The 26,011-nt window shown below is 61.9% G+C and carries 27 protein-coding genes; 12 read left to right on the plus strand and 15 right to left on the minus strand.

Annotation, left to right across the window (positions count from 1 at the left end; translation table 11 throughout):
• Positions 1-230: 230 nt before the first annotated feature.
• The 4 genes from RVAN_RS02450 (at position 231) to RVAN_RS02465 (ending at position 5,597) form a co-directional block, all read left to right on the plus strand.
• Positions 231-1,277, plus strand: a complete 1,047-nt coding sequence (locus RVAN_RS02450; RefSeq protein ID WP_013418182.1) for an ABC transporter substrate-binding protein — start codon at positions 231-233, stop codon at positions 1,275-1,277.
• Positions 1,274-2,353, plus strand: coding sequence for a FecCD family ABC transporter permease (locus RVAN_RS02455; RefSeq protein WP_013418183.1), 1,080 nt, complete (start codon positions 1,274-1,276; stop codon positions 2,351-2,353). The genes RVAN_RS02450 and RVAN_RS02455 overlap by 4 nt, the downstream gene beginning before the upstream one ends.
• Positions 2,346-3,134: an ABC transporter ATP-binding protein gene (locus RVAN_RS02460; protein WP_013418184.1), complete on the plus strand. Its 789-nt coding sequence runs from the start codon at positions 2,346-2,348 to the stop codon at positions 3,132-3,134. Before RVAN_RS02455 ends, RVAN_RS02460 begins: the two co-directional genes overlap by 8 nt.
• A 135-nt stretch (positions 3,135-3,269) precedes the next feature.
• Positions 3,270-5,597 carry a TonB-dependent receptor gene (locus RVAN_RS02465; protein ID WP_155942328.1) on the plus strand — a complete coding sequence of 776 codons (2,328 nt, stop codon included), beginning with the start codon at positions 3,270-3,272 and terminating at the stop codon, positions 5,595-5,597.
• A gap of 56 nt (positions 5,598-5,653) precedes the next feature.
• Here the strand turns inward: RVAN_RS02465 and RVAN_RS02470 are convergent, their stop codons facing one another.
• From RVAN_RS02470 to nifE, 8 genes are all read right to left on the minus strand, one after another.
• Complete coding sequence (locus tag RVAN_RS02470; protein WP_013418186.1) at positions 5,654-5,866, minus strand: hypothetical protein; 213 nt, start codon at positions 5,864-5,866, stop codon at positions 5,654-5,656.
• A gap of 144 nt (positions 5,867-6,010) precedes the next feature.
• Complete coding sequence (locus tag RVAN_RS02475; protein ID WP_013418187.1) at positions 6,011-6,559, minus strand: NAD(P)H nitroreductase; 549 nt, start codon at positions 6,557-6,559, stop codon at positions 6,011-6,013.
• 16 nt (positions 6,560-6,575) lie between these two features.
• Complete coding sequence (locus RVAN_RS02480; RefSeq protein WP_013418188.1) at positions 6,576-7,604, minus strand: ATP-binding cassette domain-containing protein; 1,029 nt, start codon at positions 7,602-7,604, stop codon at positions 6,576-6,578.
• Positions 7,594-8,298 carry a GTP-binding protein gene (locus RVAN_RS02485; protein ID WP_013418189.1) on the minus strand — a complete coding sequence of 235 codons (705 nt, stop codon included), beginning with the start codon at positions 8,296-8,298 and terminating at the stop codon, positions 7,594-7,596. The genes RVAN_RS02480 and RVAN_RS02485 overlap by 11 nt, the downstream gene beginning before the upstream one ends.
• A complete protein-coding gene (locus tag RVAN_RS02490; RefSeq protein ID WP_013418190.1) occupies positions 8,289-9,392 on the minus strand; it encodes an ABC transporter substrate-binding protein in 1,104 nt (367 codons plus the stop codon). The genes RVAN_RS02485 and RVAN_RS02490 overlap by 10 nt, the downstream gene beginning before the upstream one ends.
• Before the next feature lie 152 nt (positions 9,393-9,544).
• Complete coding sequence (locus RVAN_RS02495; RefSeq protein WP_013418191.1) at positions 9,545-10,018, minus strand: NifB/NifX family molybdenum-iron cluster-binding protein; 474 nt, start codon at positions 10,016-10,018, stop codon at positions 9,545-9,547.
• The gene (nifN, locus tag RVAN_RS02500) at positions 10,012-11,391 is read right to left on the minus strand and encodes a nitrogenase iron-molybdenum cofactor biosynthesis protein NifN (protein ID WP_013418192.1); all 1,380 of its coding nucleotides are present in this window, start codon (positions 11,389-11,391) and stop codon (positions 10,012-10,014) included. Before nifN ends, RVAN_RS02495 begins: the two co-directional genes overlap by 7 nt.
• Before the next feature lie 2 nt (positions 11,392-11,393).
• Positions 11,394-12,779, minus strand: coding sequence for a nitrogenase iron-molybdenum cofactor biosynthesis protein NifE (gene nifE, locus RVAN_RS02505; RefSeq protein ID WP_013418193.1), 1,386 nt, complete (start codon positions 12,777-12,779; stop codon positions 11,394-11,396).
• 240 nt (positions 12,780-13,019) lie between these two features.
• On the opposite strand from nifE, the gene RVAN_RS20000 reads away from it, so the two are divergent.
• The 3 genes from RVAN_RS20000 (at position 13,020) to RVAN_RS02520 (ending at position 15,376) form a co-directional block, all read left to right on the plus strand.
• Positions 13,020-13,307, plus strand: a complete 288-nt coding sequence (locus RVAN_RS20000) for a hypothetical protein (protein WP_155942329.1) — start codon at positions 13,020-13,022, stop codon at positions 13,305-13,307.
• Positions 13,308-13,385: 78 nt separating this feature from the next.
• Entirely contained in the window at positions 13,386-14,999 is a 1,614-nt protein-coding gene (locus RVAN_RS02515) for a sigma-54-dependent Fis family transcriptional regulator (RefSeq protein ID WP_013418195.1), read from the plus strand.
• Complete coding sequence (locus tag RVAN_RS02520; RefSeq protein ID WP_013418196.1) at positions 14,996-15,376, plus strand: hypothetical protein; 381 nt, start codon at positions 14,996-14,998, stop codon at positions 15,374-15,376. Before RVAN_RS02515 ends, RVAN_RS02520 begins: the two co-directional genes overlap by 4 nt.
• 46 nt (positions 15,377-15,422) lie before the next feature.
• Here RVAN_RS02520 and RVAN_RS02525 read toward each other — a convergent pair whose 3' ends face one another.
• From RVAN_RS02525 to RVAN_RS20455, 3 genes are all read right to left on the minus strand, one after another.
• Positions 15,423-15,620: a Nif11-like leader peptide family natural product precursor gene (locus RVAN_RS02525; protein ID WP_013418197.1), complete on the minus strand. Its 198-nt coding sequence runs from the start codon at positions 15,618-15,620 to the stop codon at positions 15,423-15,425.
• 66 nt (positions 15,621-15,686) lie between these two features.
• Positions 15,687-16,151: a VOC family protein gene (locus RVAN_RS02530; RefSeq protein ID WP_013418198.1), complete on the minus strand. Its 465-nt coding sequence runs from the start codon at positions 16,149-16,151 to the stop codon at positions 15,687-15,689.
• Positions 16,148-16,525, minus strand: a complete 378-nt coding sequence (locus RVAN_RS20455; protein WP_013418199.1) for a NifB/NifX family molybdenum-iron cluster-binding protein — start codon at positions 16,523-16,525, stop codon at positions 16,148-16,150. Before RVAN_RS20455 ends, RVAN_RS02530 begins: the two co-directional genes overlap by 4 nt.
• A gap of 367 nt (positions 16,526-16,892) precedes the next feature.
• On the opposite strand from RVAN_RS20455, the gene vnfD reads away from it, so the two are divergent.
• The 5 genes from vnfD (at position 16,893) to RVAN_RS02560 (ending at position 21,695) form a co-directional block, all read left to right on the plus strand.
• The gene (gene vnfD, locus RVAN_RS02540) at positions 16,893-18,311 is read left to right on the plus strand and encodes a nitrogenase vanadium-iron protein, alpha chain (protein ID WP_013418200.1); all 1,419 of its coding nucleotides are present in this window, start codon (positions 16,893-16,895) and stop codon (positions 18,309-18,311) included.
• A gap of 2 nt (positions 18,312-18,313) precedes the next feature.
• The gene (vnfG, locus tag RVAN_RS02545) at positions 18,314-18,649 is read left to right on the plus strand and encodes a V-containing nitrogenase subunit delta (RefSeq protein WP_013418201.1); all 336 of its coding nucleotides are present in this window, start codon (positions 18,314-18,316) and stop codon (positions 18,647-18,649) included.
• Positions 18,650-18,743: 94 nt separating this feature from the next.
• Positions 18,744-20,132 (plus strand): nitrogenase component 1, encoded by a 1,389-nt coding sequence (locus tag RVAN_RS02550; RefSeq protein ID WP_013418202.1) that lies wholly within the window; start codon positions 18,744-18,746, stop codon positions 20,130-20,132.
• Positions 20,133-20,285: 153 nt separating this feature from the next.
• Positions 20,286-21,179: a hypothetical protein gene (locus tag RVAN_RS02555; RefSeq protein ID WP_013418203.1), complete on the plus strand. Its 894-nt coding sequence runs from the start codon at positions 20,286-20,288 to the stop codon at positions 21,177-21,179.
• Between the two features lie 30 nt (positions 21,180-21,209).
• Positions 21,210-21,695: a NifB/NifX family molybdenum-iron cluster-binding protein gene (locus RVAN_RS02560; RefSeq protein WP_013418204.1), complete on the plus strand. Its 486-nt coding sequence runs from the start codon at positions 21,210-21,212 to the stop codon at positions 21,693-21,695.
• A 78-nt stretch (positions 21,696-21,773) separates the two neighbouring features.
• Here the strand turns inward: RVAN_RS02560 and phnE are convergent, their stop codons facing one another.
• The 4 genes from phnE to RVAN_RS20005 all read right to left on the minus strand — a co-directional run bounded on the left by phnE (position 21,774) and on the right by RVAN_RS20005 (position 25,872).
• A complete protein-coding gene (gene phnE / locus RVAN_RS02565) occupies positions 21,774-22,595 on the minus strand; it encodes a phosphonate ABC transporter, permease protein PhnE (RefSeq protein WP_013418205.1) in 822 nt (273 codons plus the stop codon).
• Entirely contained in the window at positions 22,592-23,482 is an 891-nt protein-coding gene (gene phnD, locus RVAN_RS02570) for a phosphate/phosphite/phosphonate ABC transporter substrate-binding protein (protein ID WP_013418206.1), read from the minus strand. The genes phnE and phnD overlap by 4 nt, the downstream gene beginning before the upstream one ends.
• Entirely contained in the window at positions 23,482-24,297 is an 816-nt protein-coding gene (locus tag RVAN_RS02575) for a phosphonate ABC transporter ATP-binding protein (RefSeq protein ID WP_210160450.1), read from the minus strand. The genes phnD and RVAN_RS02575 overlap by 1 nt, the downstream gene beginning before the upstream one ends.
• Positions 24,298-24,996: 699 nt before the next feature.
• A complete protein-coding gene (locus tag RVAN_RS20005) occupies positions 24,997-25,872 on the minus strand; it encodes a hypothetical protein (protein ID WP_155942331.1) in 876 nt (291 codons plus the stop codon).
• Positions 25,873-26,011 lie beyond the last annotated feature (139 nt).

Below are 26,011 nucleotides of genomic sequence, written 5' to 3' on the forward strand. Positions count from 1 at the left end.
CAAGATCGCCACGCTTGCCCGCCGCCGTCGCGCGGCTGCGGCATTAGGTCAAGCGTCGACTTGGCTGTTCATTTTGCGCTCTATGATGTATCAGAACGTATATAGCTTTCGGGATGTGTAACGGTCATTCGGCCTACACACACACGGACCGAATGAGAGGCATGCAGGGTGGCGAGGATTGCGGACCGCACGTTCGCAGCTCTGCCAAACGGCAATCCAAGGATATCGACATGTGCGCCCGACCGAAAAAATCCGCGTTCTTCCGCGCGGCGGCCCTTTCCCTGTGCCTGGCGTTGGCTGGTCTGCAAGCGACCCAGACGGCCTCGGCGCGCGAAATCGTCGATATGTCAGGGCAGAAGCTCACCGTGCCGGACGACATCCGAAGCGTCTACGCGATGACGCACGCCATGCCGCTTCTGGTGGCGCTTGCGCCCGATCTGATGGCGGGCTTTGCCATGCCGGTTGCGCCCCGACCGGACGTTTTCCGTTTCCTGCGGCCAGAAATGGCGAAGCTGCCCAATCTCGGCGGCGGCCCGAACGTCAACCTCGAAAAGCTCAAGGATGTCGGCGTTCAGGTGGCGCTTGGCTGGACGAGCCCGAGCGAGCAGTTCCCCGCGAAGAAATACACCCGTATCGATATTCCGGTTGTGAACATCGAGGTCGACAAGCTGGCGCTCTATCCGGCGTCCTTCCGCTTTCTGGGCACGCTCTTCCATCGCGAGGCGCGTGGCGAGGAACTGGCGCGCGGGCTTGAAGAGACGGTGGCGGCCGCGAAAGCCGCAACGCAAGACATCCCCGACGCTGAAAAGCCGAAGATTTATTATGCCGAATCCGTCGACGGCCTCGTCTCGCAGTGCGACACGTCCGACCGCTCCGAGGTCATTACGCTCGCGGGCGGCATCAACGCGCTTCACTGCACCGGCCCCGTATCGATGAAGGACAATTATCCGATCGACATCGAAAAGCTTCTCACCGTCGACCCGGACGTGATCGTGACCCGCTTCCCGCAGACGGCGAAGACCATTCAAGCGGACCCGCGTTGGGCTGGGCTCAAGGCGGTGAAGACGGGCCGCGTTTACGCCGTGCCGGGATACCCATTCAACTGGTTCGACCGGCCGCCGTCCTTCATGCGGGCGATGGGCGCGCGGTGGCTGGCGGCGAAGCTCCATCCCGAACGCTGTGCCTTTGATCTCCGGGGCGAGACGAAGAAATTCTATACGCTGTTCTTCGGCGTGACGCCGACCGACGCCGATCTCGACCTGCTGTTTGCCCAGTGAGCGAAGCCGGAATTTCGACCACGCGGGTGCGTAAAGCCGCGCCGCTTCTTCGCGCTCCCGCATTCGCCGCGCTGGGCTGGACAGCCCTGCTTGCACTTGTGCTTGCTGTCGCGGTGATCGGTGCGCTCGGCATCGGCAGATATCATGTCGAAAGTGGCGAGATCGTCACCTTTCTGCTCGCCACGGTGGGGCTCGCGGACATGCCCGCCGAACGCTATGCCACGCTTCAAAACGTGATCGTGGATATAAGGCTGCCGCGTATCGCAGCGGCGGTGCTGGTCGGCGCGGCGTTGGCTTCGTCGGGCGCGGCGTTTCAGGCGGTTTTCCGCAATCCGCTGGTGTCGCCTGGGCTGCTTGGAGTGCTTGCGGGCGCGTCGTTCGGGGCCGCGCTCGGCATCGTTCTCGATGCGTCATGGGGCGGAATCCAGTGGCTCGCCTTCTTGATGGGGCTTGCGGCGGTGGCTATCGGCGTCGGCATCGCGTCAATGTTCGCAGGCGCGTCGCTCATCATGCTCGTACTCGGCGGCATGATTTCCAGCGCGCTTTTCGCGTCGCTCCTCTCCATCGTGAAATACGTCGCGGACCCGATGAACCACCTGCCCAACATCGTTTACTGGCTGATGGGAAACCTCGGGCAGTCGGACCTTGGTCAGGTGACGCTTCTCGCATGGCCGATGGTCGCGGGTATCGTCACGCTTTCGCTACTGGGCCGGTCGCTCGATGTGCTGTCCATGGGCGACGACGAGGCCCGCAGTCTCGGACTTCCCGTGACCACCATCCGCTACGGAACGATTGCACTGGCGACGCTCGTTTCTGCGCTGACCGTGTCAATGGCCGGAATGATCGGCTGGGTGGGGCTCATCATCCCGCACATCGCCCGGCTCGCGCTCGGAGCCAGCAACACGCGGCTGATACCGGCGAGCGCCTTGATGGGGGCAATCTTCCTTGTCGCCACGGACGCGCTCTCGCGCACGGTGATGGACGCGGAAATACCGATCGGCATCCTGACCGAGCTGCTCGGCATTCCGGTTTTCCTGCTGGTGCTCGGTCGAAGCTGGCGAGGCTGGCGTGAATAGCGCGAGGCAGCTCACCGCAGAGGGCATCGTCTTTCGGCGTGGACGCAGGCGCGTGCTTGACGGCGCGACCCTGGCTTTCAGCGGTGGTGAAATCGTCTCGCTGCTCGGCAGCAACGGAGCGGGAAAGACGACCTTGCTGCGCATCATGCTCGGGCTTGTCGCGCCGGACGAAGGCAGCGTCAAACTCGACGGTGTCCCTATCGCGCACCTCAGGAGACGCGAACTTGCCCGGCGGATCGCCTATGTTCCGCAAGGCCATCACGCGCCTTTCCCGTACCTCGTTCGCGAAGTCGTCGCGCTCGGACGGTTTCCGACTCAAGGGTTCTTCGGTCGAACCGTTTCCGCCGACGCGACGGCGGTCGAAGCGATCCTCGCGAATCTCCGCATCGCTCACCTCGCAGACCGGACCTACACGCATCTTTCGGGCGGCGAGCGTCAACTCGTCATGATCGCGCGGGCACTGGCGCAAGATGCGTCGCTCCTCGTCATGGATGAACCGCTGAGCGGCCTCGATTACGGCCATCAGATCGAATTGCTTCGCAGCCTCCGCGACCTCGCGGCCCAAGGCTTCGGCATCCTGATGACGACGCATCACCCCGACCAGGCTCTTATGGTTTCGACGCGCATTGCGACGCTGATCGACGGTCGCATCGACAGCGACGGCGCGCCGCGCGATGTGATCACCCCGGAGACAATCCAGCGGCTCTATGGCGTTACGCTCGCGCCGGACGAGATCCACGCACAGGGCTTGCTGGCCAGCGTTTCACCGAACGGTAAATAGCATTCAGAAAACGCATGGCTGATGTGACCCCAGCTTGGCCTAGACCTCAAGATTTTGACACAATAGCGCGTTGACAGACGCCCCTCCTTTTTTAAAAGTTATATCGGGCAGTATATAACTTGGTGGGATAACAACGTGAATAAGGCATTATTTTCTCTTGCAGAAATGCAGGAGATCAAGGGGCGTGCGCGCCTTCTCGTGACGGTTTCGGCGCTTGCACTCGGGTTCGGTTTGGCGTCTTCGGCATCGGCGCAGGATGCGCAGATCCTTCCGCCCGTACGGGTCACGACACCGGCGGATGCTCCGAAGAAGGTGAAACGGCAAGCGCCGCAAACTGCATCCGTCGATCGGAGCCTGGGCCAAGACCAAGGGCAGGGCGGACAAGGCGGTGAGGCGCGGCAGGGCGGCGATTCCGGCCCGAGCGGCTTCACTCCGCAAACGGCCTCGATCGGACCTTTCGCGAACGTCAAACTTCTCGACACGCCCTATTCCATCGACGTTGTCGATCAGAAGGTGCTCGACAACCAGCAAGTTCGCAGCCTCGATCAGGCGCTGAAATATGTCCCATCGGCCCAACTCGAACCGCGCGGCGGTATCGACGTGGGGCGCCCTCAGTCGCGCGGCTTTGAAGGCGACACCTTCGCCAACACGCGCCTCGACGGCATGAACATCTTTGCCGTGACCGCGCAGCCGCTTGAGATGATCGACCATATCGAGGTCGTCAACGGTCTCACGGGTGCGTTCTACGGCCCGGCGAACCCCGCCGGCATGTTCAATTTCGTGGCGAAGCGGCCGACGGATTATTTCCTGAACGAATTCACGACCGGCTATTCGACAAACGGCGGCTGGCTTTCCCATGCCGATGTCGGCGGGCGTGTCGGCCCGAACGGCTTCTTCGGTTACCGCCTGAACTTCGTGAATGAAGAGGGGAGCGGCTACGTTTCGACGAGCCATCTCGACCGCAAGCTCGCCTCGGGCGCGTTCGACTTCCGCTTTTCGAACAATACTGTGCTTGAAGTGAACGCGAGCTACTACAACTACCAGAAGTCCGGCTACCCGGGCGGGTTCTCGGTGCCGAACTACTTTTCGAATGTCCCCACGAGCATTCAGCTTCCGAAGCTCGATCCCACGCAAGCGGGCTACGGGCAAGAATTCACCTCATCGCGCTATGAGGTCGATACGGAAAGCGCCAAGATCAAGCACGACTTCGGCAACGGCTGGAACCTGACGGCGGGCGTCCTTCACAACCGAACGGATCGCTTCTTCTCATCGGTCTCGAACGCCATCTCCGCCGATGGAACGAAGTTCACGCAAAGCCTGTCCGCCAATCCGGCCACCCCGCCTGCTCGCACGGATGCGTTCAGCAACACTGCAAATCTGAACGGCAAGCTCGACACCTACGGCATCGGCCACGAGGTGGTTCTTGGCACGACCGGCTATCGGACAGAGGCGTATAGTTCTCCCCAAACCAGCGCGTTGACGAAAACTCTCGTCACAAATCGGGATATTTACGATCCGCTTGAGGTGGCTCCGATCTACATTCCGGGACGTCCGCCGATGTACAAGAGTTCGGACGGATGGCAGCAGAGCGTGATCGTCGGCGACACCATCACCTTGAATCGCTATTTCTCGGCAATGGCGGTGGGCAGCTATAGCTGGATCGGCTCGCACGGCTACAACGCCAGCGGCGTTCAGACGAGCGAAACCTATACGGACGGTTTCAGTCCGACCGCAGCGCTGATGTTCAAGCCGCTTCAGAATATCACGACTTACGTGGCCTACGCCGACAGTCTGCAAAAGGGCGATACGCTCACGGCGGGCGGCGTAACCCGGACGCTTGACCCGTATCGCAGCGAACAATACGAGGCGGGCGTCAAAGCGAAGCTCGGCGGCATCGACGCGCGCGTCGCGATATTCCAGATCGAGCGCCCCTTCGCCTATGTCGATGGCACCGTCGTTAATGAAGCGGGTAACCAGCGAAATCAGGGCGTCGAATTTCAGGCGGGTGGACAGGTCTACGAGAATATCCATTTGCTCACAGGCGTGACGTTCCTCGACCCGAAGCTCCTTGATGCGGTCGATCCGAATGCCGAGGGCAAGCAGATCATCGGCGTGCCCGAAGTTCAGGCCAACATCCTCGTGGAATACTATGTGCCGTGGGTCGAAAACCTCGTGGCCAGCGCCAACGTGCATTATGTGGGAGAGCGTGCGGTGAACAACGTGAACACGTCATGGGCCGATGCTTTCACAACCGTCGATCTCGGCGCGCGCTATGAAACGGAGGTTTTCGGCCGAAAGACCACACTGCGGCTGAACGTCAACAACGTGTTCGACGAAAAATCTTGGGCGGCGGTCATGCCGGGCAGCATCATCGGCGACCCGGGCACAGCTACAAAGGGTGCTAACACGGCTTTTCTTGGCTCCCCGCGCGAAGTTGTGTTCACCGGCACGGTTCGCTTCTAGCAAAACTCACGCGAGAGGTGCCGCACTGCATTGCGCGGCACCTCGGCTGCCAAGCCTCAGTTAGAGAACGCCTTTTCCTGCTTCTGGTCATAGTCCGAGAAAGCCTTGGCGAGGCCCGTCAGCACCTCGGCGCTCGTCTCGAACATGGCGCGAAACTTCGGCTCGTCGACCTTGTCGATGTCCTCGCGCATGTGCTTTGCAAGATCCGTGAGCGCCGCATGCATCTTCTGGGTGTGATGGTGCGGATCGGAAACAGACGTGTCGGCCATTGTGCTTCCTTTCGATTATACGGGCGCCCGCAGGAGCGTCAGCGCGTCCTGTATGGGCGGGGATACAACCGAAACTCAAATGGCGGGTGCCGGTTCCGGCGGTCGCGATCAACGGCGTAGAGCGGAAGACTGCAACCCACCCGCCTAAAGCATCCGCACATAAGCGGATGCATCGACGACCGGCGCGGGCGCGGGCTCTTCCTTCGGCGTGCCCAGATAAAGGAAGCCCACGATCTGGTCCTTCTCGCCAAGCTCAAGCAGGTGATGCAGGTTGCGGTCGAACATCGCCCAGCCGGAGCGCCAGATGCCGCCGAACCCCTGCGCCACCGCTGCCATCTGCATCGCCATGACGGCGCAACCCGCCGTAAGTTGTTGCTCGAACAGATGAACGACGTCGCTCTCGCGCGCCTTGGCCACCACCACGATGACGAGCGGCGCGCGCAGCGGCATTTTGGGCGCGCGCTTCACGATCTCCTCGCTCTTGCCCGATGCTTTCGCCGCCACCTCCATCAGCGCGCCGAGGCGCGCAAGTCCATCGCCCCTGGCAACGATGAACTCATACGGCCGCAAGTGCTGGAAGTCGGGCACGCGAAGCGCCGCCTTCAGGATCGCATCGAGCGCCTCGCCTTCTGGAGCGGGTTCGGTCAGCGCAGAACAGGAGCGGCGTTCGTGAAGCAGCTTCAGCGCGTCCATGCATAATCCCTTCTTTTCAATCCTTCGCAAGCAAACCGGCCCACGCCAGCGGCGCGTCGATGCGCTCGCCGCTGCGCAGGCGGTGCCTCAAGGCCATCAGTTCGCAGTCGATCCGTTCGAGCACCGCGAGGTTCGCGCGCTCGTCAGCCCCCGTTTCGATGACGCCTGCGACCGCCCCATTTCTCACGGCGATTCGCCTCGTCCCCATCAGCGCAAGAATCGGATCATGCGTCGAGATGAGAACGATTTTTTCGCTCGCGATCAACAGGTCGAGCGAGCGCTTCCTGTCGATGCCCGCATTTTCGATCTCGTCGATAAGCACCACGGGGGAAGCAGAAAGAAGTGCCGTGTCGGCGATCATCAGCGCACGGCTCTGCCCACCGCTCAACTGCGTCAACGACACGGCCGCGGAGAAGCTCTCGCCTGCGAGTTCGTTCGCGCAGGCAATTACTTCGTCCACGATACGGTCGCGGTCCTCGACCATGCGGCAGTCGGCGTGCATCGCCACGAACTCGCCCACGGTGAGGTCGACCACGAAATTCATGTTCTGCGAAAGCTGCGCGATGAGCTTTCGATCCGACGCATAGCGCCAGGATGGGTCCGGCGCTTCGCCATTGACCAGCACGCGGCGGCGGGACGGCGTATCGCCCTGCGCAAGACACTCGATGTCGGCGAGAAGGCGGCTCTTGCCGGACCCCGTCGGCCCGACGATGCACAGCACGTCGCCCGCGCGAAGTTCGAGATCGAGGCGCTCGGCTTCGCCCTTCTTGTCGCGTCCGCCGAGGATCGTCAGCGAGCGCACTGTGACCTGAGAAGGAGCCTTCAGCGCTTCCACCTGTTCTGCGAGCGCCACGATATGAGAGAGCAGTTGTTCGCGCCCCATGCCGATGTCGGAAAGCCGCTCGTCGGTGAGCGAGGCTAGCCACGAGGCGACCGTTCGCGATGGCTTCGCGCCCTCGCCGCCCGTCTGGGCGAGGAGGTCGGCAAAAGCCGGGTGCGTGCGCGTCAGGTCTCCAAGCGTGAGCATCAGCGGATCAACCTTCATGTCCGGCGCATCCGAAGGTCATCTTGCGGACATTGCCGCGCTGATAGTCCTCGCCGATGACCGTTTCGCCGATGCAGTAAGGACATACGGCGGACGGCATCGGAAAGCGCAGGCGGCGCCCTTCGAGGCGTTCGATGCTCTGCGCGGCTTCGAGGCGATGCGCAAGTTCGCCCGCCCCCTGTCCGGTGATGCCGTTGAAGAACAGGATGGTCGCACGCGGATTGGCGAGCCGGACGTTGAACGCGAAAACCTCGCGCTCGGCCTGGCTCACGATGTCGCCCTTGGTGATGACGACGATGTCGGAGAGCTTCAGCATCGGCCCGATCTTCTTCGGCGTATGCACGCCCGAGAGCGCGTCCACCACGCAGACGGCGAGCGTGCCTTGCACGTGGGGCGAGCAGCGGTTGCACAGCCCCGCGCTTTCCGCGATCAGCATGTCGAGCGCCTGATCGCGGCCCCAGCCGAGGCAATCGTCGATGTTGCTGACGAAGAAATGGTCCGGGCAGACATTGCCCGCGAGGCCCACCGTCACCGGCAGCCCTGCGCGCTGATAGAGCTTGTCGTCGGATGTCGACAGCGAGTCGAACTTGACGATGCCGACGCGCTGGCCGGGCCTGTTCAGAAGTTCGGCCGTCTTGAGGATGACGGCGGTCTTGCCGACAGACGGCGGTCCCGCAACGGTGATCACGCGCATGGCAGAAACTCCTTTCGCGCGGCAGCCGCCGCATCCTGCGCCGCTTCAAAGGCGCGGCACGCGGCCTTGATGACTTCGCCCGTCGAACGATGACGGACGAAATCCCAGCCGATCCATTTGAAGCGCGCGCCGGGCGGCAAACGCGGCGCGACACCCGGCGCAAGCGCGGGATAGCGGTTGGCGTTGAGCGTGCGGGCGAGCGCGTCGCCGTGAAAATAGTCGACGAGCGGCGCCACGGCATTCGCGCGGGCCGCCTTGACGGTGAGCCACAGCGGGTAGGCGAGCGCGCCGTCTTCGGGCCAGACGACCTGCGTGCGGTCGCGGCGCGGGCACATGTCGGCCATAGACCACGGCAGCACGTAGATGCCGCCCATCGAAGCGTCGGTTCCGGCAAGGCGCGGCATCTGCGCAGAATGCATCAGCCCTGGCACGTTCGCGACGAGGCGGCGCACGCCATCGAGCCCGAACTCCTTCGCCATCGCGAGCAGGAAGAACTTGTTGTAGGCGCTGTAGCGGCGCTGATCCTCGCGCTTCCAGCCGCCGAAGACGACTTGTCCGCGATAGTCCGGCTCCATCAGGTCGGCCCATCGGCGGGGCACGGGGAGGGAGCCGATCTGCGTGCGGTCGATCAGGAGCACGAACGGCGCGACCGCATAGACGCCGATGAACCCTTTCGGATCGACGAGGCCGCAGTCGGCGAATACATCCGCCACGCCGTCCGGCTGGCAGGACGCGAACGCACCCCGCTCCACGAACTCCGCCTGAAAGCGCCGGTTGAAGATGTTGCCGTGTTCCGCCGAGACGATCATGTTGGGATAGTCGGCTAGATCGCGGATGAAACGCAGCCGGTCGAAAGGCGTTTCTCCGCCGCGCCCGTGCGGGAAGCAGCATTTGAGCGGACGGCCTCCGGCGGCGAAGTGCTCGATCACCCGCGCCTCGACGCCGTCATGGATGCGATGGCGCAGCGGCACCGGAACATTGCCGAGGAAGTCCCACACCTTCGGCGCTCCCACCGCTTCGGCGGCGTGGCCGAACAGTGCGCTCGGCGGGGCCATGTCTTCGAGGATGGTGGAAGCGCTGGTGAGCACACCCATTGACTATTCTTTCCACTTCGCCAACTGGCAAACGCTTTCAATGCGTTGAGTACAGCAAGGGTCGTGCCAGCTATATATCGCGCGATATTTATTCGTGATCGTACCGGAGCGAACGAAACGACGCCGTCGTGTACCGCCACGCACCTTTCAGCTCAGTCGTCTATCGAGGTGATCAGATCGTGCCGCGCGGGTTCGATGCCGGACAGCGTCGGCTGCGTCTTCGCCGCCTCGGCGCGTGCCTTTGCCTTGTCGACCCAAGGCAGGCCGCCATGCACGATCGCAAGGCTGACTTCATTCAAGAGGTCGATGATGTCGTGGCCCTCGTCCACGATAATCGGCTGCACGCCAAGCGCCATCAGGCGGCGGATCGAAGACGCGCCGATGGAGGCCGCATAGACGGCGGCGCATTCCTGCACGAAGTCGAGCTTCGGAATGACCTTGTCCTTGTCGGTCCCGGTCAAGCCGACGCGGGTCGTCTCCCCTTCCTGTTCAGCCTTCGGAAACTCCATGAACCCGACGAGATCAGCCTGCCCTGGAGCCACATCGTAAAGCATCAGCGCTTCCGCGCCGCCGAAATGAAGGTTGACCGTCTGGCGGTCGCTCGTGGCAAAGGCAATTCTCAACATGCTTTTCGATCCGTTTCGTCGTCGCGGGGCGTGCCCTGCCAGTAGATCGAGCGGTAGGGCGCGAGTTCGCGGTAATGGGCGGCGAGCAGGTTCGCAGTCTCGAATAGCGTGCTTCGCGCACCGCCATAGCCGACCCACACGCGGCTGTGCGCGCCGTAGCTGTCGTAGAGCGGGAAGCCCGCGCGAAAGAGCGTCGTTTTCGTCCGCTTCGCGATCTCCGCGCCGTGGGAATTCGTCACGATCATTTCCGCGCCCGTTTCGCGCACGAGCCATTCGAAGTCTTCGAGGTCGCCGACGACGACTTGCGGCAGTGGCAGCGTCGCAAGGTGCTGCGCCCGGGCCGACGCGACGGCCGCGACGATCTCAGCACCCATCGCCTGATAAAAGCGCACGAGGGTTGCCAGCAGGTCCGGGTCCGCCGCGATGGCGATTTTCGCGCCGCCAATCTGGAACTGCGTATCCACCATCGCGTCGAGAAGCTGCGCGCGCTTGCGCTGGAAGCCGGCAGGCACGGGCACGCCCGCGATGCCGGACAGCGCGCGGCTGAAGGCGTCGCATTCGTCGACGCTCATGAGGCCGGAGAAACGCCAGTCCGTAACGCCCGTCCGCTCGCGCAAAGCGTCGGCGGCCTTGTCGAGCGACGGGCCGATGACGAGCGTCGCCGCCGATTCTGCCATGGTCGCGATGCTCGCACGCGCCGCGCCGCCATAGGTCAGCGTGCGATAGCCATCATCGGTAAGGTGGCCATCGAGCGAGTCCGCAATGTCGGGCACGACAACCGCCGAGAGCCCGAACGACGCGATCCAGTCTTTCACGGCCTCGACGTCGCCCGGCGTCAGCATCGCCGAGGGCAGCACGTTCACCTGACGCGGGCGGGCCACGTTCGACGCGGCCTGCGGCACGAGCGTATCGAGGATTGCCTCGACGCCCGCCGCAAACCCTGTTTCGAGATTGCCGAGCGTATCCGACGCGCTGATCGGGACAATCGCCACGCCGTCATATCCCGGGTGGCGCTGGCGGAAGGCGCGAATCGTGGACGGCACGTCTGCACCCTGCACCTCGGAAAGCCCGGTCGTGATGAGGCCGATGACCTCCGGTTTGTCCTTTGCGCAGATCGTGGCGAGCGCCTCGACCACATTGCCGTCCGCGCCGAGCACCGTGGTGAGTTGGTCCATCGCCGTCGTCTGGAGTGCGATGGGGTCGCGGAAATGGCGCATGAAGAACAGTTTGTTGAAAGACGTGCAGCCGCGCGCGCCATGCTCCAGCGGCATCGCTTCGGCGAGGCCGAGGATCGCAAGCGACGCGCCGATGGGCTGGCTGGTCTTCAGCGGATTGACGGCAAGCGCCTTCGTGGGCAGAACGATCTCAGCCATGGTCAAGCCGCCCGCCGCTGGACTTGCGGGCGCATTCCGGCCTTGCGCCACACGGGCGAATTGACCGCGCGCTCCACATTGCGGGCAAGCTCGATGGCGCCCTCATAGCCCGCATAGCCGATGCGCCGCACGTGGTCGATGTCGAGGAACGGAATGCGCGATTTGAGCGACGAGTAGATATAGCGGTCGCCCGCAACCATCAGATCCGCAGCCCCGTCGTGGAACGCGCGGATCAGGCCGTTCTGGTCGTTGTCGGAGATCATCAGCGCGTCGTCGCCCATGAGCGCCTTGATGCGCGCCTTGTCTTCCTCGGTGGATTTCTCCGTGCCGGTGGCGACCACGATCATGCCTAGATCCTGCATGGCGGAAACGAGCGACCATGATTTGTAGCCGCCCGCGAAGACGAGCACGCGCTTGCCGGAAAGCCGGTCGCGAAAGGGCGCGAGCGCCGATGTCACGCGGGCTTCCTCCCGCGCGATCATCGCTTCCGTGCGGTCGGTGAGGTTCGCATCGCCGATGAGCCGCGCGAAGTCGCGGAACGCGTTCGAGGTATCGCGCACGCCGTAGAAGCTGCCCTCGAAGAACGGTGTGCCGTGATCTTCCTTCAAATGGCGCGCGACATGGATCATCGCCTTCGAGCAAACGACCATGTTGGCTTCCGCGCGATGCATGGTCTGAACCTCGCGAAATCGCGCGTCGCCGGAGAAGGTGCAGAGCACGCGCAGCCCGAGTTCATCGAACAGCGGCGCGACGTTCCAGAACTCGCCGCCGACGTTCCACTCGCCGATGAGGTTCACATCGTGAGTGCGGATGCCGGGGCGTTCGGCGGAGGCGGGTACCGGGTCCGGCTCGCGCGTGCCGATGACGCGCTTGTAGACGACATCGCCCGCGATGCGGTTGCCAAGATTCTTGTTGCCGTAGAATCCCGCGCAATCGACCGGGATGACGGGCAGGTCGAAGCGCTTCGACGCCGCCTTGGAGACAGCGACGATGTCGTCGCCATGCATGGCGGGCACGCAGGTCGTGTAGACGAAGATCGCAGGCGGTCGGTGGGCCTCGACGCACTGGCGGATGGCGTGAAACAGCCGCTTCTCACCGCGACCGAGGATCACATCCATGTCGGAGAGGTCGGTCGTCATGCCCATGCGGAAGGTATCGGCGCCGGAGGACCGCGAGCCGCGATTGTCCCATGACGACCCGGCGCAGCCGATAGGGCCGTGCACGATATGGGCGGCGTCCGCGATGGGCAGGAGCGCATTCCTCGCGCCGTCAAAGCAACACCCGCCCTGGGTCGAACCGGGCTGGGGCCGCGCGCAACCGGACTTCTCTTTGTTATTATGGGCGCAGTCTGGCTCGGTCTTGAGCGCTAGGATTTCGTCGGCGTTCATTCGGCTCACTCCTGTATTGATGACGATACAGCAATGAATGTGCCAGCACCACCGCCGGGCGCGAAAAAGCGTCAGGCCGCCGCAGCGCGTCGGGGTACGTCGGGCCAGCGAGGAGCAGCCGGCGAACTGTTCGAGAATGTACGGCTGCTCTCCCAATTGTACGCGCGACGCTGTCCAGCTTGCAGTTGGGCCTCGACGGTGCGGGACCACCCCCAGCAGCCGACCGCATCCATGTCTATCATGATGATTTTGACCCCAAAGAGTTCGGATTGTTCGGCAGCGTACAGCGGCATGGATAACCCTTTCGTGACCGGCATGACCTCTCCAAGAGCAATTGCCAGGCCAAAAAGCTATTCCTATGTCGATATAGCTATGGCAGGATGCTTGCATTCGATGGCGAACGCACTCTGCGGAAGTCTGAAACGCTACAAAATGTTCGTTTCCTCCCGCTATCGCCGCCCCTTGAGGGCCATCCGCCGTCTGGCGGCTGAAAATGTGAGAAAAAATGAACGGTTACTTTCTCGTTGATGGCGGCCTTCCGCCTGCCTTCCCGGCATTTCGTTCCTATTCGTGCCGCGCCTGCCTGACCGCAGCGGGGAGGCGCTGATGCCGATCCAACGCTCGGTCTCTGTCGAACTTGACGACATTTCCGATGATTTCACGCATTGTTTTACGGGCGAATGCCGCGTCAACGTGCTGCCGATCCTTTATCAGATCAGCGAAATCATTAACGACAGCGAAGATCTCGCAAGCTCGCTTTCCATCATCCTGAATGTGATGCAGCAGCGCCTGAAGATCGTTCGCGCCATGGTGACGCTCTATGACCGCCAGTCCGAAACGATCTTCATTCACGCGAGCTTCGGCCTGACGGACGAACAGAAGGCGAAGGGCATCTATTCGCCGGGCGAGGGCATAACCGGCAAGGTGGTGGAGGCGGGAAAGCCGATCATCATCCCGAAGCTTCGCGACAACCCCGGCTCGGCCAATCAAACGATCAGCGGCGACGGCGTGAACGGGAACACTTCGTTCTTTTGCGTACCAATCGTTCATTCGAAGCGCGTGCTCGGAACGATCAGCGCCGAGCGCGTCTATATCAATCGTCGGCTTCTGAAGCAGGATGTGGAGCTTCTCGCGACGATTGCTTCGATCATCGCGCCCGCCGTAGAGCTTTACCTCCTCGAAAACGTGGACAAGGTGAGGCTCGAAGCCGAAAACAAGCGCCTCAACGCGGAACTGAAGGAGCGCTTCAAGCCATCCAACATCATCGGAAATTCAAAGCCGATGAAGGACGTGTACAGCCTCATTCACAAGGTTGCCTTCACCAAAGCTACCGTGCTCATCCTCGGTGAAAGCGGCGTGGGCAAGGAACTCGTCGCGAACGCGATCCACTATAACAGCATCACAGCGGACGGCCCGTTCATCAAGTTCAACTGCGCGGCGCTGCCTGAAAACATCGTCGAAAGCGAGTTGTTCGGCCACGAGAAAGGCTCGTTCACTGGCGCCATCGCAATGCGCAAGGGCCGCTTCGAGATGGCGCATGGCGGCAGCATCTTCCTCGATGAGGTGGGAGAGCTTTCGCTGTCCATGCAGGCAAAGCTTTTGCGCGTGCTTCAGGAGAAGACGTTCGAACGCGTCGGCGGCATGAAGCCGGTGAATGTGGATGTCCGCATCATCGCTGCCACGAATCGCAACCTTCTGGACATGGTGGACAAAGGCACGTTCCGCGAAGACCTCTATTACCGGCTGAACGTGTTCCCGATTACCATCCCGCCACTGCGCGACCGGTCGAGCGATATCATCCTGCTCGCGGATTATTTCGTGACGAAGTACGCGGCCGAGACGGGCAAGGACGTGACGCGGATTTCCACGCCCGCGCTGAACATGCTCATTGCCTATCATTGGCCGGGCAATGTCCGCGAGTTGGAAAATGTCATCGAGCGCTCGGTGATCCTCGCGGAGGATGGCGTCATTCACGGTTACAATCTGCCGCCGTCGCTTCAGACGCCCGAAACTACGCCCGGCGCACCGTCGGGCATGACGATTGAAGCCAAGCTTCAAGCCGTTGAATACGAAATGATCGTGGAGGCGCTGAAAGCGCACCATGGCAATATGACCGAAGCGGCAAGGGAGCTTGGCCTGACCCGGCGCATGCTCGGGCTTCGCATGGAAAAATACGCCATCAACTACAAACAGTTCCGTCGTAAAGAGGCAGCAGCATGAACACCGAAACTCTGGAGCGTCTATCGCCCACGCAGTTGTACCATCGCGTACTCCTCGATATCGCGACGGCTGCGGCGGCGAGCGCACTCGGTACGTCGACGAACGGTGCTGCCCGCGCTACCGAAGAAAGCTACGTTCCAGGACGGTTGCGTGAAAGTCTGCTCGCCGAGTGCGACGAGGGAATGCGGCGGCGCCTCTCGTCGCTTGCGAACTCGGCAGTCGCAGCCCTAGCGATGCAGGGCCCGGACAATCTCGCGCAATCGGCCCGCAAACACGGCATCGATTTGTCAGCGGAAGAGGCGCTCCAGATCTCCGAGCATTTCGAAGCGAAACGCAATGCCGTGCTGAGCTATCAGCGGGGCCGTGAGCTGAGTTGAGCCGAACGACGCCGGAGCCGAAAGCGGTTCCGGCGGCGGCGTTTTGTCAAAGTGGCGAGATGCCGAATTCCTCATAGATCGTGTCGCGCGCTTTCTGAAATTCCTCCAGCGTGAAGTCGTAGCCCTGCTCGCGGATCAGAGCCCACGCGGCTTCCTCGTCATCGCTCTTCGCGTTGATGAGATGGTGGAAATCGTTGTCCTCGCGCATGCGGGTGATATAGGCGATGGCGGATTCGACGGACATGTTAGCTCCTTGCGTTCGGCGATGTACGAAAACGCGCGAGGCGTTCGCGGGGGTGCCTTCTTGGGATCAGGTTGCGGCGACGCTTTCCGCCGGTTCGGCTGCGTTTTCGGCCGGTACGGGCTCGAACAGCTCGATGCGATGTCCGTCCGGATCTTCGATGAACGCGATTGTCGTGTGGCCGTGCTTCTGGGATCGCGGCTCGCGCGGCATGGGCACGCCCGCTTCCTTCAGCCGGTTGCACAGCCCGTAGATGCCCTTTACTTCGATGGCGATATGGCCGAAATCCTGCCCGCGCTGGTAGGGCTCGTCCTGCATCCAGTTGAACACCAGTTCGAGCGCCATCTGATCGAAGCCGCCCGCATAGCCGAGATAGACCTGCGTGAACTGGTTCTTCTTGTGGTCGCGCTGCTGAAGCACGCGCATGCCGAGCTTGCCGGTGTAGAAGTCGAGCGCCGCGTCGAGGTCGCTCACGCGCAGCATCGCATGCGCGAGGCGGAAGCCGGTGCTGTCGATTGCGAGTGTGCCGCTCATGACGCCTTCTCCGCAAATACCGCGGCGAGTGCCGTTTCGACCTGTTCGCCCTTGTACTTTTCGATTGGCTCGATGCCCGCCGCTTCAAGCATCGCGCGCGGATTGGCGCCGACCTTTTCGAGCAGAAGCACCTTGCAGTCAGCGAGGATGCGGCATGCGGTATCGCGCACGTCTTCTCCTTCGAGCGCCAGTTCCGAGATGGACCGCTTTTCGACGAGCACCGCGCCTTCTACGCTGGCATCGTAGATAAAGAACGTGTCCGTCGCGCCGAAATGCAGGTTGATCTTCCGGCCGTCACGGGTCGAAACCGCCGCGCGGATAACGCCCGCGTGCGAAGTTTCGGATTTCGTTCGTTCAAGTACGTTTTCGGGCATTGGCTCTTCTCCTGATGCGATTTCGCGAATAGGTGCGCAACCATCGTGCCAGACGTGCTTCGGATCGTTTATCAGATCGTGGGCCCGAAATAGTACGCGCGCGGACGGTCGCCTGTACGGCAAAGAACGAAGATGTGCGAAACCATACGCACGCGAACGCCCATGGGACAGCGGTTTGCGCCTCATAGCTATATATAATGCGTAATAGCACGCCCGCGCGCTCATTCTCCGGGCGACATTAAAGTTATATCGCATAGGGAACAGCTTTTGGCGCAGTTTGGCACGCTCCCTGCAATAGGCTGGATCACAACGCTCCGTCTTCTGCCGAACGGATAGCATAGACCAGCAAGTTTGAGGATTAACTGCCATGCCTATGGTACTTCTCAAGTGCGATACGGATATTCCGGAGCGCCAAAAGCATATCTATTTGAAGGTTGACGGCGAAGACACGCGCGATTTCCTTCCTGTCTCCAACGCGCCGACCATCCCCGGTACGCTCTCCGAGCGCGGCTGCTCCTTCTGCGGCGCGAAGCTCGTGATCGGCGGCGTGTTGAAAGACACGATCCAAATGATCCACGGCCCCGTCGGCTGCGCCTACGACACCTGGCACACCAAGCGCTACCCGAGCGACAACGGCCACTTCCAGATGAAATACGTCTGGTCGACCGACATGAAGGAAAGCCACATCGTGTTCGGCGGCGACAAGCGGCTCGAAAAGGCGATCAACGAAGCTTTCGACGAGATGCCAGACGTCAAGCGCATGATCGTCTACACGACATGCCCGACCGCGCTCATCGGCGACGACATCCGCCACACCGTCAAGAAGGTGATGGGCGAGCGTCCCGACGTCGACATCTTCACGGTTGAATGCCCTGGCTTCGCCGGCGTTTCGCAGTCGAAGGGCCACCACGTGCTCAACATTGGCTGGATCAACGACAAGGTTGGCCAGGTCGAGCCGGAGATCAAGAGCGAATACACCATCAACTTCATTGGCGACTACAACATCCAGGGCGACACCCAGCTTCTTCAGCAATATTGGGACCGCCTCGGCATTCAGGTCATCGCGCACTTCACCGGCAACGCGAATTACGACGAACTGCGCTCCATGCATCGCGCTCAGCTCAATGTCGTGAACTGCGCGCGCTCGGCGGGCTACATCGCGAACGAACTGAAGAAGCGCTACGGCATTCCGCGCCTCGACATCGACTCGTGGGGCTTCAACTACATGGCAGAAGGCATCCGCAAGGTCTGCGCCTTCTTCGGTATCGAAGAACGGGGCGAAGCCCTCATCGCGGAAGAATACGCGAAGTGGAAGCCGCAGCTCGACTGGTACAAGGAGCGCCTCAAGGGCAAGAAGATGGCGATCTGGACCGGCGGTCCGCGCCTCTGGCACTGGACGAAATCGGTCGAAGACGACATGGGGATGACGGTTGTCGCGATGTCCTCGAAGTTCGGCCATCAGGAAGACTTCGAGAAGGTTATCGCCCGCGGCGCGGCCGGCACCTACTACGTCGACGACGGCAACGAGCTGGAATTCTTCGAAATCCTCCAGCATGTGCACCCGGACGTGATCTTTACGGGCCCGCGCGTCGGCGAACTCGTGAAGAAGCTGCACATCCCGTACATCAACGGCCACGCGTACCACAACGGCCCCTACATGGGCTTTGAGGGCTTCGTGAACATGGCCCGCGACATCTACAACGCCACCAACAACCCGCTCCTCTCCCTCGCCGCCAAGGACATCCGCGGCGCGAAGAAGACCGCCCCCGTGCTTGAGGCCGCCTGACCATGGAAAAGATCGACCAACTGTTCGCATATGTGCAGGAGCGCTGCCTGTGGCAGTTCTTCTCCCGCTCGTGGGACCGTCAGGAAAACATCGACGGTATCATCAAGACGGCTGCCATCCTCCTGAAGGGCGGAAAGCCGGTGCTCGAAACGCCGATGGACCGGCTGTTCTACGCCGACGCCAAGATCATGGTGCAAGACTTCCGCGAGCGCTTTTCGTGGATCAACGAGGCAAGCGCGGACCAGATCGACAGCCTTCTGGCGGAACTGAAGGACCGCCTTGTGGAGCACACGATCACGAAGTCGCTCAACGGCGAGCTGACGCACACGCTCTACTAGAGCCAAACCATCTGAATCGGCCCTCCGGGGCCAGCCCCCGCCGCGCGAACCACGCGGCGGGAACCGGAACACTATTCTCGAAAGGTTGACCCCCATGGGTTGCGAAGTTGTCTCGAAAGACCGGGTTGGCGTCATCAACCCCATGTACGACTGCCAGCCGGCAGGCGCACAATATGCCGGTATCGGCATCAAGGATTGCATTCCGCTCGTTCACGGCGGTCAGGGCTGCACGATGTTCGTGCGTCTGCTGTTCGCCCAGCACTTCAAGGAAAACTTCGACATCGCGTCGTCGTCGCTCCATGAGGACTCGGCGGTGTTCGGCGGCCATGACCGCATCGAGGACGGCATTGTCGTTCTGGCCCAGCGGTATCCCGAACTGCGCGTGATCCCGCTCATCACCACCTGCTCGACCGAAGTTATCGGTGACGACTGCGAAGGCGCTGTGGTGCGCGTGCAGAAGAAGCTCAAGGAGATGTTCCCGAACCGGAAATTTCACATCCCGGTCGTGCATACGCCGAGCTTCAAGTCGAGCCAGGTCGGCGGCTATGCCGAGTGCGTGCTTTCCGTCGTCAAGGACATCGCGAAGACGAAGACGACGCCCTCAGGCAAGCTCAACTTCTTCCCCGGCTGGATCAATCCGGGCGACCTCGTTCAGCTCAAGCACTACGTGAAGGAAATGGGCGTCGACGCTCACTTCTTCTTCGACATCGAGGATTTCGACTCCCCGATGATGCCCGACAAGTCGATCTCGACGCACGGCCGCACCACGGTCGAGGACATCGCGGACGCCCCGAACGCCCTCGCATCCATCTCGCTCGCCCGCTATGAGAGCGACCCGGCCGCGCAGCACCTCCAGAACGCCTTCGGTGTGCCTGCCGCGAAGCTCGCGACGCCCTACGGCATCGCCAACACCGACGCGATGCTCGAAGAGATCAGCCGCATCACCGGCAAGGCGATCCCGGACAGCCTCGCCCATGAACGCGGCGTCGCGATCGACGCGCTGCAAGACCTCGCGCACATGTTCTTCGCGGACAAGAAAGTCGCGATCTACGGCCACCCGGACCTCGTGCTCGGCCTCGCGGATTTCTGCACCGAGGTCGAACTGAAGCCGACGATCCTGATGCTCGGCGACGACAACGGCCGCTACAAGCGCGACAGCCGCATCAAGGACCTGAAGGATAAGGTCAACTGGGATATGGAAGTCGTCTGCAACGCCGATCTCTGGGAACTGGAGAAGCGCTGCAAGGATCCGGCCACGAAGCCCGACATCATCCTTGGTCATTCGAAGGGCCGCTACATCGCCATCGACGCCAACATCCCGATGGTGCGCGTGGGCTTCCCGTCCTTCGACCGCGCCGGTCTCTACCGGCATCCGCTCATGGGCTATCGCGGTGCGATGCTGCTCGGCGAGTCGATCGCGAACGCGCTCTTCACGCACATGGAATACACGAAGGACCGCGAGTGGCTCCTCAACACGTGGTAAGCAAGCGACCCTTTCGCGACCGGCCCTGAACCGGTCGCGGCACTCTACCAGCAGTTATGAGCGCTTCTCGCGCTTCCCGGCTTCGGGGGTGTTCCTGGCAGTTCGCCCCGATGACGCCAGCTAAGGATTTTCCGTAAACGGATCGAGTGAAACATGCCGCTTCTCGACGATATCGTCGCCGGTCTTTCCGACAGCTGTTCACCGCAGCTTCGCCTGCCCGAACATCGGCAGATAGAGCTGTCCACGGCGCGAAAACTTATCTCATTCGCGCCGGCAGACGCAGACTCCGAAGCGCCAATGCCGCTGGCCCTCGGAGCGTGCAGAACCTTCATGATGCTCGACGCATTTCATGAAGCGCGCCTTGCGGGGGCGGAAGGTGTATCATACTGGCAGAGATATACCGACCTTCCCCGCAAGTCGCTCTCCGACAAGATCGGAGCCGAGATTTATCGCATCCTGCGCGTTGTGCGCCTCTTGACCTTCCACCGCCTCGGCGAAATCTCGATGAAGAACGGCCTTCTCGACATCAAGGGAGAGGTCGCGCGCGAAGTACTGTGGCTGCGCATTTCACCCGCTGGATTAAAGCTGATCGAAAGCGCCGCCGTCTGGTACATGGACGCAGTCCGTCAGCCTTACCCGGACGCCTATATCGATGCGATGATGGCGGAGTATTACGCGGACATCATCGGCGAGATCAAAAAATACTCGGACGAGAAGCGAAGCCTGAACCAGTTCAGGAAGCCGTTTGCGACGTTCAACCGCCATTTCCGCCTCGACTGCGCGAGTTTCCCGCTGAAGATCGGCACGGATGCGCTCGTCATCGAGATAACCGAGTTGCACCGGAACGCCTCCGTCTATCCAGTCGACTTCTATCTGCCGTATGGCGAAGACCTCTACATCGTTCCGGCCGAGGCGCTGGAAAACGGGAAGATCACGCTCGCCGAACTTCCCAAATGGCAGGCACGCTCGCCGGATGGCACGCTGCCTGCAAGATACCGAGCACGCCTCGGCTACGAGGTGCCGGTCAAGAACCAACCCATGACGTGATCGACCGCCAGCAACGAGAGGACTTATCCAATGGACGCCGCGCATCTTCGCATAGCCGTCACGACCAACAGCCTCGTGCAATGCGATGCGAATTTCGCATCGGCGAAGCAGGTCGTGTTCTACGATGTCGGCCGCGACGGTGCCGAATTCGTCGACGTGGTTAGCTTCTCGAAGACCGGCCGCAAAGCCCCGGCTGGCGGCAAGGCCGCCAATAACGGCCGCTGCGTGATGGAAGACATGGGCGACGACGACGGCACGGGCCACGATCCGCTCGTCGAGCGCGTGGAAGTGCTGGAGAACTGCTCCGTGCTGTTCACACTCGGCATGAGCGATCTCGCCGCCGTGCGCGTTCACAACAAGCGCGTCTTTCCGGTGAAGAACTCGCGCATCCGCGATATCGACGACGTGATCGTCCAGATGCAGAAACTGATGCAGGGGACGCCGCCGCTCTGGATGCGCCGCGTGATGTTCGACGGCAAGGGCAGGCGCCTGCCGCTCGACGAGCAAGAGATTTGAAGGGGCCGGCGGCTGACTTTGGGATTCGCCGAAGTCAGTATGCTCCCCTTTCGCCGAACACATTCGAGAATCAGTTCTCTACATCTGACCCAAAAAATGCCGCCGGAGCCGTGCGCCGAGGATCGTGATCAGCGTGACGAGCACGAGCAGCACGATGATCAGCGCCATCGCCTCGCGATACTCGAACAGGTTGAACGCGGTGATGATTTCGAGGCCGAGGCCTCCCGCACCCACGACGCCGAGCGTCGTCGCCGCGCGGAGATTATGCTCCCAGCGGTAAAGTGTGACGTCGACCAGTTGCGGCAGAATTTGCGGCACGACGGAAAAGCGCAGCACGCCGAGCTTCGACACGCCGTGGCTCTTGAGCGCGTTACCGGGGCCGGGGTCCACGTGCTCCATGGTTTCGGCGTAGAACTTGCCGAGCATGCCGGTCGAATGCGTGGCAAGCGCGAGGACGCCGGGGAGCGGTCCGAAGCCAACCGCCGCGACGTAGATCACGCCCCAGATCAGGCCGGGGATCGAGCGCAGCATATTCAGCACGAAGCGAACCGGCACGTTGATGAAGTTGCTCCGCGTCACGTTGCGCGCGCCGAGCGCCCCCAGCGGCAAGGCCATGCACACGCCAAGCACGGTGCCCGCGACGCTCATCGACAGCGTTTCGAGAAGCGGCTTGCCCCAGCTTTGCCAGCGGCTGAAGTCGGGCGGAAACGCATCCGACGCGAGCTTCAGGATCGTGGGAATGGCGTCGGCGTAGCGCTTCGGATTCAGCGCGCCCGCATAGAGGAAGGCGGCAAGGATCACGACTGCCAGCGCCGCTCCGGTGAGGATCGCGGCGCGCAGCTTGCGGCGGCTATCCGCGAGAATAGCCGCCATCTCGGGCCGAAGGGCCTCTGCCGTCATTGAGGTGCCGGGATCGCTTCGGGGTTGGCGTTCTTGATCGCGTCCATCCAGGTGCGGACGCGATCCACGTCGGAATCGACGGCCGGGATGAAGGCTTCGGCGCGGAACACCTTCAGCGCTTCAGGGTCGTTCACGCTGGTGAACGCCTTGCGGATTTCCTCGCGGAACTCGGGATCGAGGCCCTCGCGGAACGTCCACATATATTCGGGGATCGGCGGCGAAAGTTCGAGAATGCGCGTGGCGTCCTTGTCGATCTTGCCCTCTTTCAGAAGGCGCTGGTAGATCGGGTAGGAAAGCCCGCCAGCCGCAACCTTCTTGTTCACGACCGCGAGCGCCACGGCGTCATGCGCGCCAAGCACGCGAAGCTGGTAGTCTCGGCCCGAAACGAGGCCCGCCGCCAGAAGCTGGTACCGCGGAACCCATGTGCCAGATGTCGACGCCGGGTCGCCGAACGCGATTTCGCCGCCCTTGAGGTCCGCGAGCGTCTTCGCGGGGCTGTCAGCCGGCACGATGACGACGGCCTGAAAGGTCGGGCCGACGACAGCGTGCGAGGGCCGCGCGAAGGGTTCGAGCTTGGCGCTTCGGGCACGGAGCAGATACGTCACCGGGCCGAGATAGGCGATGTCGAGGCGGCCGAAACGCAGCGCCTCGCCGGTGGCGGCGTAGTTGGCGCCGACGACCAGTTCCACGGGGATGTTCAGTTTCTTTTCAAGATAGGCGCGCAGCGGCTCGTTGAGGCGCATTACGGTTGGCGCGGACTCGCCGGGGAGGAGGCCCACGACAAGTTTCTCGGGGCGGGGCGACTGTGCGGCCGCCGTCATTACGCCGCCGATGAGCATGGCGGCTGCCATCGCAAGTTTTGCGATGAGTGCAGGTGTTTTAAGCATTACATCTCCTCTTGGGGTTGAAACGCGCGACTGCCCGCTTTCTGGGCAGGCGAAAAAATTCGTGCTTCGGCGTCCGCATCGAATTCCGCAGCAGGGCCATCGAACGCGATCCGTCCACCCGACAGGCCGACGATCCGATCCGCGAGCGCGCGAGCCATCTGAAGCTGATGCAGCACGAGGATCACGGTGATGCCGTGCTTGGTGATGAGGCTTTTGAAGTTTTCGGCGAGGCGCTGTGCGAGCACCGGATCGACCGACGCGAATGGCTCGTCGCCGAGCAGGATCACTGGCTTGCGTATCAGCGCGCGGGCGATGCCGACCCGCTGGCGTTCGCCGCCCGAAAGCTGGTCCGCGCGAACGGCTGCCTTGTCCAGAAGGCCGACCTGCTCCAGCGCTTCCGCTGCGCGCAGGCGCAACTCGCCCGGCCATGGCAGCGGCGAGAGGGGATGGCGCATGTCGGCAAGCCCGAGCAGCACGTTGTCGATGGCCGAAAGCCGCCCGATAAGGGCGTGATCCTGAAAGATAGTCGCGATGCGGTGTCGCGCGGCCTTCAGCGCCGCCGGGTTGTCGAGCGCACCGATACCCGAGACGGCGATGCGCCCTTTCTCCGGCAGAAGGAGCCCGTTTATCGCGCTGACGAGCGTCGTCTTTCCGACGCCAGACGGTCCGACAACCGCAGTCACGGAACATTCGCGGAAGGAAAGCGACAGATCACGAAGGACTTCGACCTTGCCGCGGCGGAGAGTGAGTTGCTCCACGACAATGGCGAGCTTCTGCTCCTCGCCTATGCGCCGCACACTCGCGGTCATTGCCATGCCGAACCCGCAGGAGAGCCGGGTAACGGCATTGGGATGGCTGTCGCCCCGTGAAATTTTCCGAGGTTTCTGAAGGGGACGTCTAAGGACATTATGCCCCGTAAGTTGGTTCGATGAAGATACAGCTTCTAAATCAGGCTAGAGCAAAGATCGAGCCAAAAAAGTTTATAAAACAATGCACACCCCAGCCGCGGGAGGGATTGACGCAAATGTAAAATGTGCGCCGTTTTCTACGTGGGTGTAAAAAGCCGAAGTGCAGGAGAAGACAAAGTGAAGCGAGCAACGAACGTGACGAGGCCGCGCCTCCGCCGCCATCACGTTGGTCAAGAAAAATCCATAATCGAACCGGTCGCGTCAGGTGTGGCGCGCGGGCTATGTGCGCGATACGCGCGGAGGCCGCGCCTTCTACGAACCGAAAGGCTGCCGAAAATCGGAAATCAGCGCGTTTATGTCATTCGCATTCCGAACGGCGACGACGGCGACGAGTTCGCGGCTGTTTCGCTCGCGCCTTGGTAATGGGAAAAACGGTGAGGCAGATGAGGCAAGGCCGCAAGGAATTATGCTGCACCCGCCACAAATGATGTGAGGCAAAAGCCATAGGGCATTAGCGTTCAGACCTCCGTTTGGGGAAAGCCAAATTGCGGCACCTGAGTGATGTAGCCCTGCAACTGCCGGGCTAGCTTGCCCGAAGGGATGGCCTTATTGCTGAGATCGGCGACCGCCTTTTGGGCTGCCCCGTCGCCCGGCACGATCACTGGCAGGAGGCCGCCTTCGATCATGCGAAACTTCTCGCCGAGTGCGATACTGGAAATACGTTCTGTTGCGATCAAACTTGAACTCTATCAGAATCTTCTTGCCGTCGAGCCTGTCGCCCACGCGCCAGAACACTTCCTCGAAGTAGTCCTGAATGGCGGCGGGCGCGAACAGATCAGCATGCTTGTGTCTGATACGTCCGAAATCGCCGATGAGCCCCTTGATCTCGCTCGGCACCGAATAGCCCACAGCCTCGAACACAGTGACGGCGCTGGCATCCGGATCGCGGCGGCCTTCACGGTTGCAGCGACCAGCCGCCTGCGCGATCTGGTCCAGCCCTGCTTCCGCGCGAAAAACGCGAGGAAAATCGACGTCGACCCCGGCTTCCACCAGGGAAGTAGCGATCAGCCGACAGGGACGGTCGTTTTCCAGTCGCGCGCGCACATCTTTCAGGATTCGCGCCGATGCACCGCATAGTGCCGTGTGGTGAGGTGCAAAACGCCGTCGAGCCCGGCCGCGATAGAGGTCGAGCGCGTGGGCGCGGCTGTTGCCGATGACGAGCGCCCGTTGCTCACTCCCAAGCGCATCCACCAGCGCGGCATTGTCCATCGGCCCCGCAAAGTCGAGCCGCGCTCGCCGTGGGCGATCAGTTCGGCGACCCCCCTTTCGCGCGGATTTCCTGTGAGAAAGGAGAAGTGCCGCACCGGCAATCGAATGCTCGACACGGATGTCGCTACCCTCGAGACGGCGTTGGAAATCAGGATGGTATTTGCCAAGGTCGTGCAGCAGCCCGGCCCCCAGGGACACCGAATTGCGCAGCAAGCGCCGAAACTTCTAACAAATGCTCAGCAAGAGGCTGCCAGTCACCCTTACCGCCATCCTTTGAAGAATGCGCAAAATACCTGGTTAATCAATCGTCTATTAACTAGGCTCAGGACTCATTAGCGGAGAAAAAATGTGT

This window comes from Rhodomicrobium vannielii ATCC 17100 (genome assembly GCF_000166055.1).
Taxonomy (GTDB): domain Bacteria; phylum Pseudomonadota; class Alphaproteobacteria; order Rhizobiales; family Rhodomicrobiaceae; genus Rhodomicrobium; species Rhodomicrobium vannielii.

Excerpts from the sequence above, each read along its gene's own strand:
- vnfG (WP_013418201.1), top strand. The coding sequence starts at position 18,314 with ATGGAAAAGATCGACCAACTGTTCGCATATGTGCAGGAGCGCTGCCTG.
- RVAN_RS02555 (WP_013418203.1), top strand. The coding sequence starts at position 20,286 with ATGCCGCTTCTCGACGATATCGTCGCCGGTCTTTCCGACAGCTGTTCA.
- RVAN_RS20000 (WP_155942329.1), top strand. The coding sequence starts at position 13,020 with ATGATGATTTTGACCCCAAAGAGTTCGGATTGTTCGGCAGCGTACAGC.
- RVAN_RS02530 (WP_013418198.1), bottom strand. The coding sequence starts at position 16,151 with ATGAGCGGCACACTCGCAATCGACAGCACCGGCTTCCGCCTCGCGCAT.
- RVAN_RS02450 (WP_013418182.1), top strand. The coding sequence starts at position 231 with ATGTGCGCCCGACCGAAAAAATCCGCGTTCTTCCGCGCGGCGGCCCTT.
- RVAN_RS02520 (WP_013418196.1), top strand. The coding sequence starts at position 14,996 with ATGAACACCGAAACTCTGGAGCGTCTATCGCCCACGCAGTTGTACCAT.
- RVAN_RS02495 (WP_013418191.1), bottom strand. The coding sequence starts at position 10,018 with ATGTTGAGAATTGCCTTTGCCACGAGCGACCGCCAGACGGTCAACCTT.
- RVAN_RS02490 (WP_013418190.1), bottom strand. The coding sequence starts at position 9,392 with ATGGGTGTGCTCACCAGCGCTTCCACCATCCTCGAAGACATGGCCCCG.
- phnD (WP_013418206.1), bottom strand. The coding sequence starts at position 23,482 with ATGCTTAAAACACCTGCACTCATCGCAAAACTTGCGATGGCAGCCGCC.
- RVAN_RS20455 (WP_013418199.1), bottom strand. The coding sequence starts at position 16,525 with ATGCCCGAAAACGTACTTGAACGAACGAAATCCGAAACTTCGCACGCG.
- nifE (WP_013418193.1), bottom strand. The coding sequence starts at position 12,779 with ATGAACGCCGACGAAATCCTAGCGCTCAAGACCGAGCCAGACTGCGCC.
- RVAN_RS02575 (WP_210160450.1), bottom strand. The coding sequence starts at position 24,297 with ATGGCAATGACCGCGAGTGTGCGGCGCATAGGCGAGGAGCAGAAGCTC.
- phnE (WP_013418205.1), bottom strand. The coding sequence starts at position 22,595 with ATGACGGCAGAGGCCCTTCGGCCCGAGATGGCGGCTATTCTCGCGGAT.
- RVAN_RS02550 (WP_013418202.1), top strand. The coding sequence starts at position 18,744 with ATGGGTTGCGAAGTTGTCTCGAAAGACCGGGTTGGCGTCATCAACCCC.
- RVAN_RS02470 (WP_013418186.1), bottom strand. The coding sequence starts at position 5,866 with ATGGCCGACACGTCTGTTTCCGATCCGCACCATCACACCCAGAAGATG.
- nifN (WP_013418192.1), bottom strand. The coding sequence starts at position 11,391 with ATGGCTGAGATCGTTCTGCCCACGAAGGCGCTTGCCGTCAATCCGCTG.
- RVAN_RS02480 (WP_013418188.1), bottom strand. The coding sequence starts at position 7,604 with ATGAAGGTTGATCCGCTGATGCTCACGCTTGGAGACCTGACGCGCACG.
- RVAN_RS02560 (WP_013418204.1), top strand. The coding sequence starts at position 21,210 with ATGGACGCCGCGCATCTTCGCATAGCCGTCACGACCAACAGCCTCGTG.
- RVAN_RS02485 (WP_013418189.1), bottom strand. The coding sequence starts at position 8,298 with ATGCGCGTGATCACCGTTGCGGGACCGCCGTCTGTCGGCAAGACCGCC.
- RVAN_RS02475 (WP_013418187.1), bottom strand. The coding sequence starts at position 6,559 with ATGGACGCGCTGAAGCTGCTTCACGAACGCCGCTCCTGTTCTGCGCTG.
- RVAN_RS02515 (WP_013418195.1), top strand. The coding sequence starts at position 13,386 with ATGCCGATCCAACGCTCGGTCTCTGTCGAACTTGACGACATTTCCGAT.
- vnfD (WP_013418200.1), top strand. The coding sequence starts at position 16,893 with ATGCCTATGGTACTTCTCAAGTGCGATACGGATATTCCGGAGCGCCAA.
- RVAN_RS02525 (WP_013418197.1), bottom strand. The coding sequence starts at position 15,620 with ATGTCCGTCGAATCCGCCATCGCCTATATCACCCGCATGCGCGAGGAC.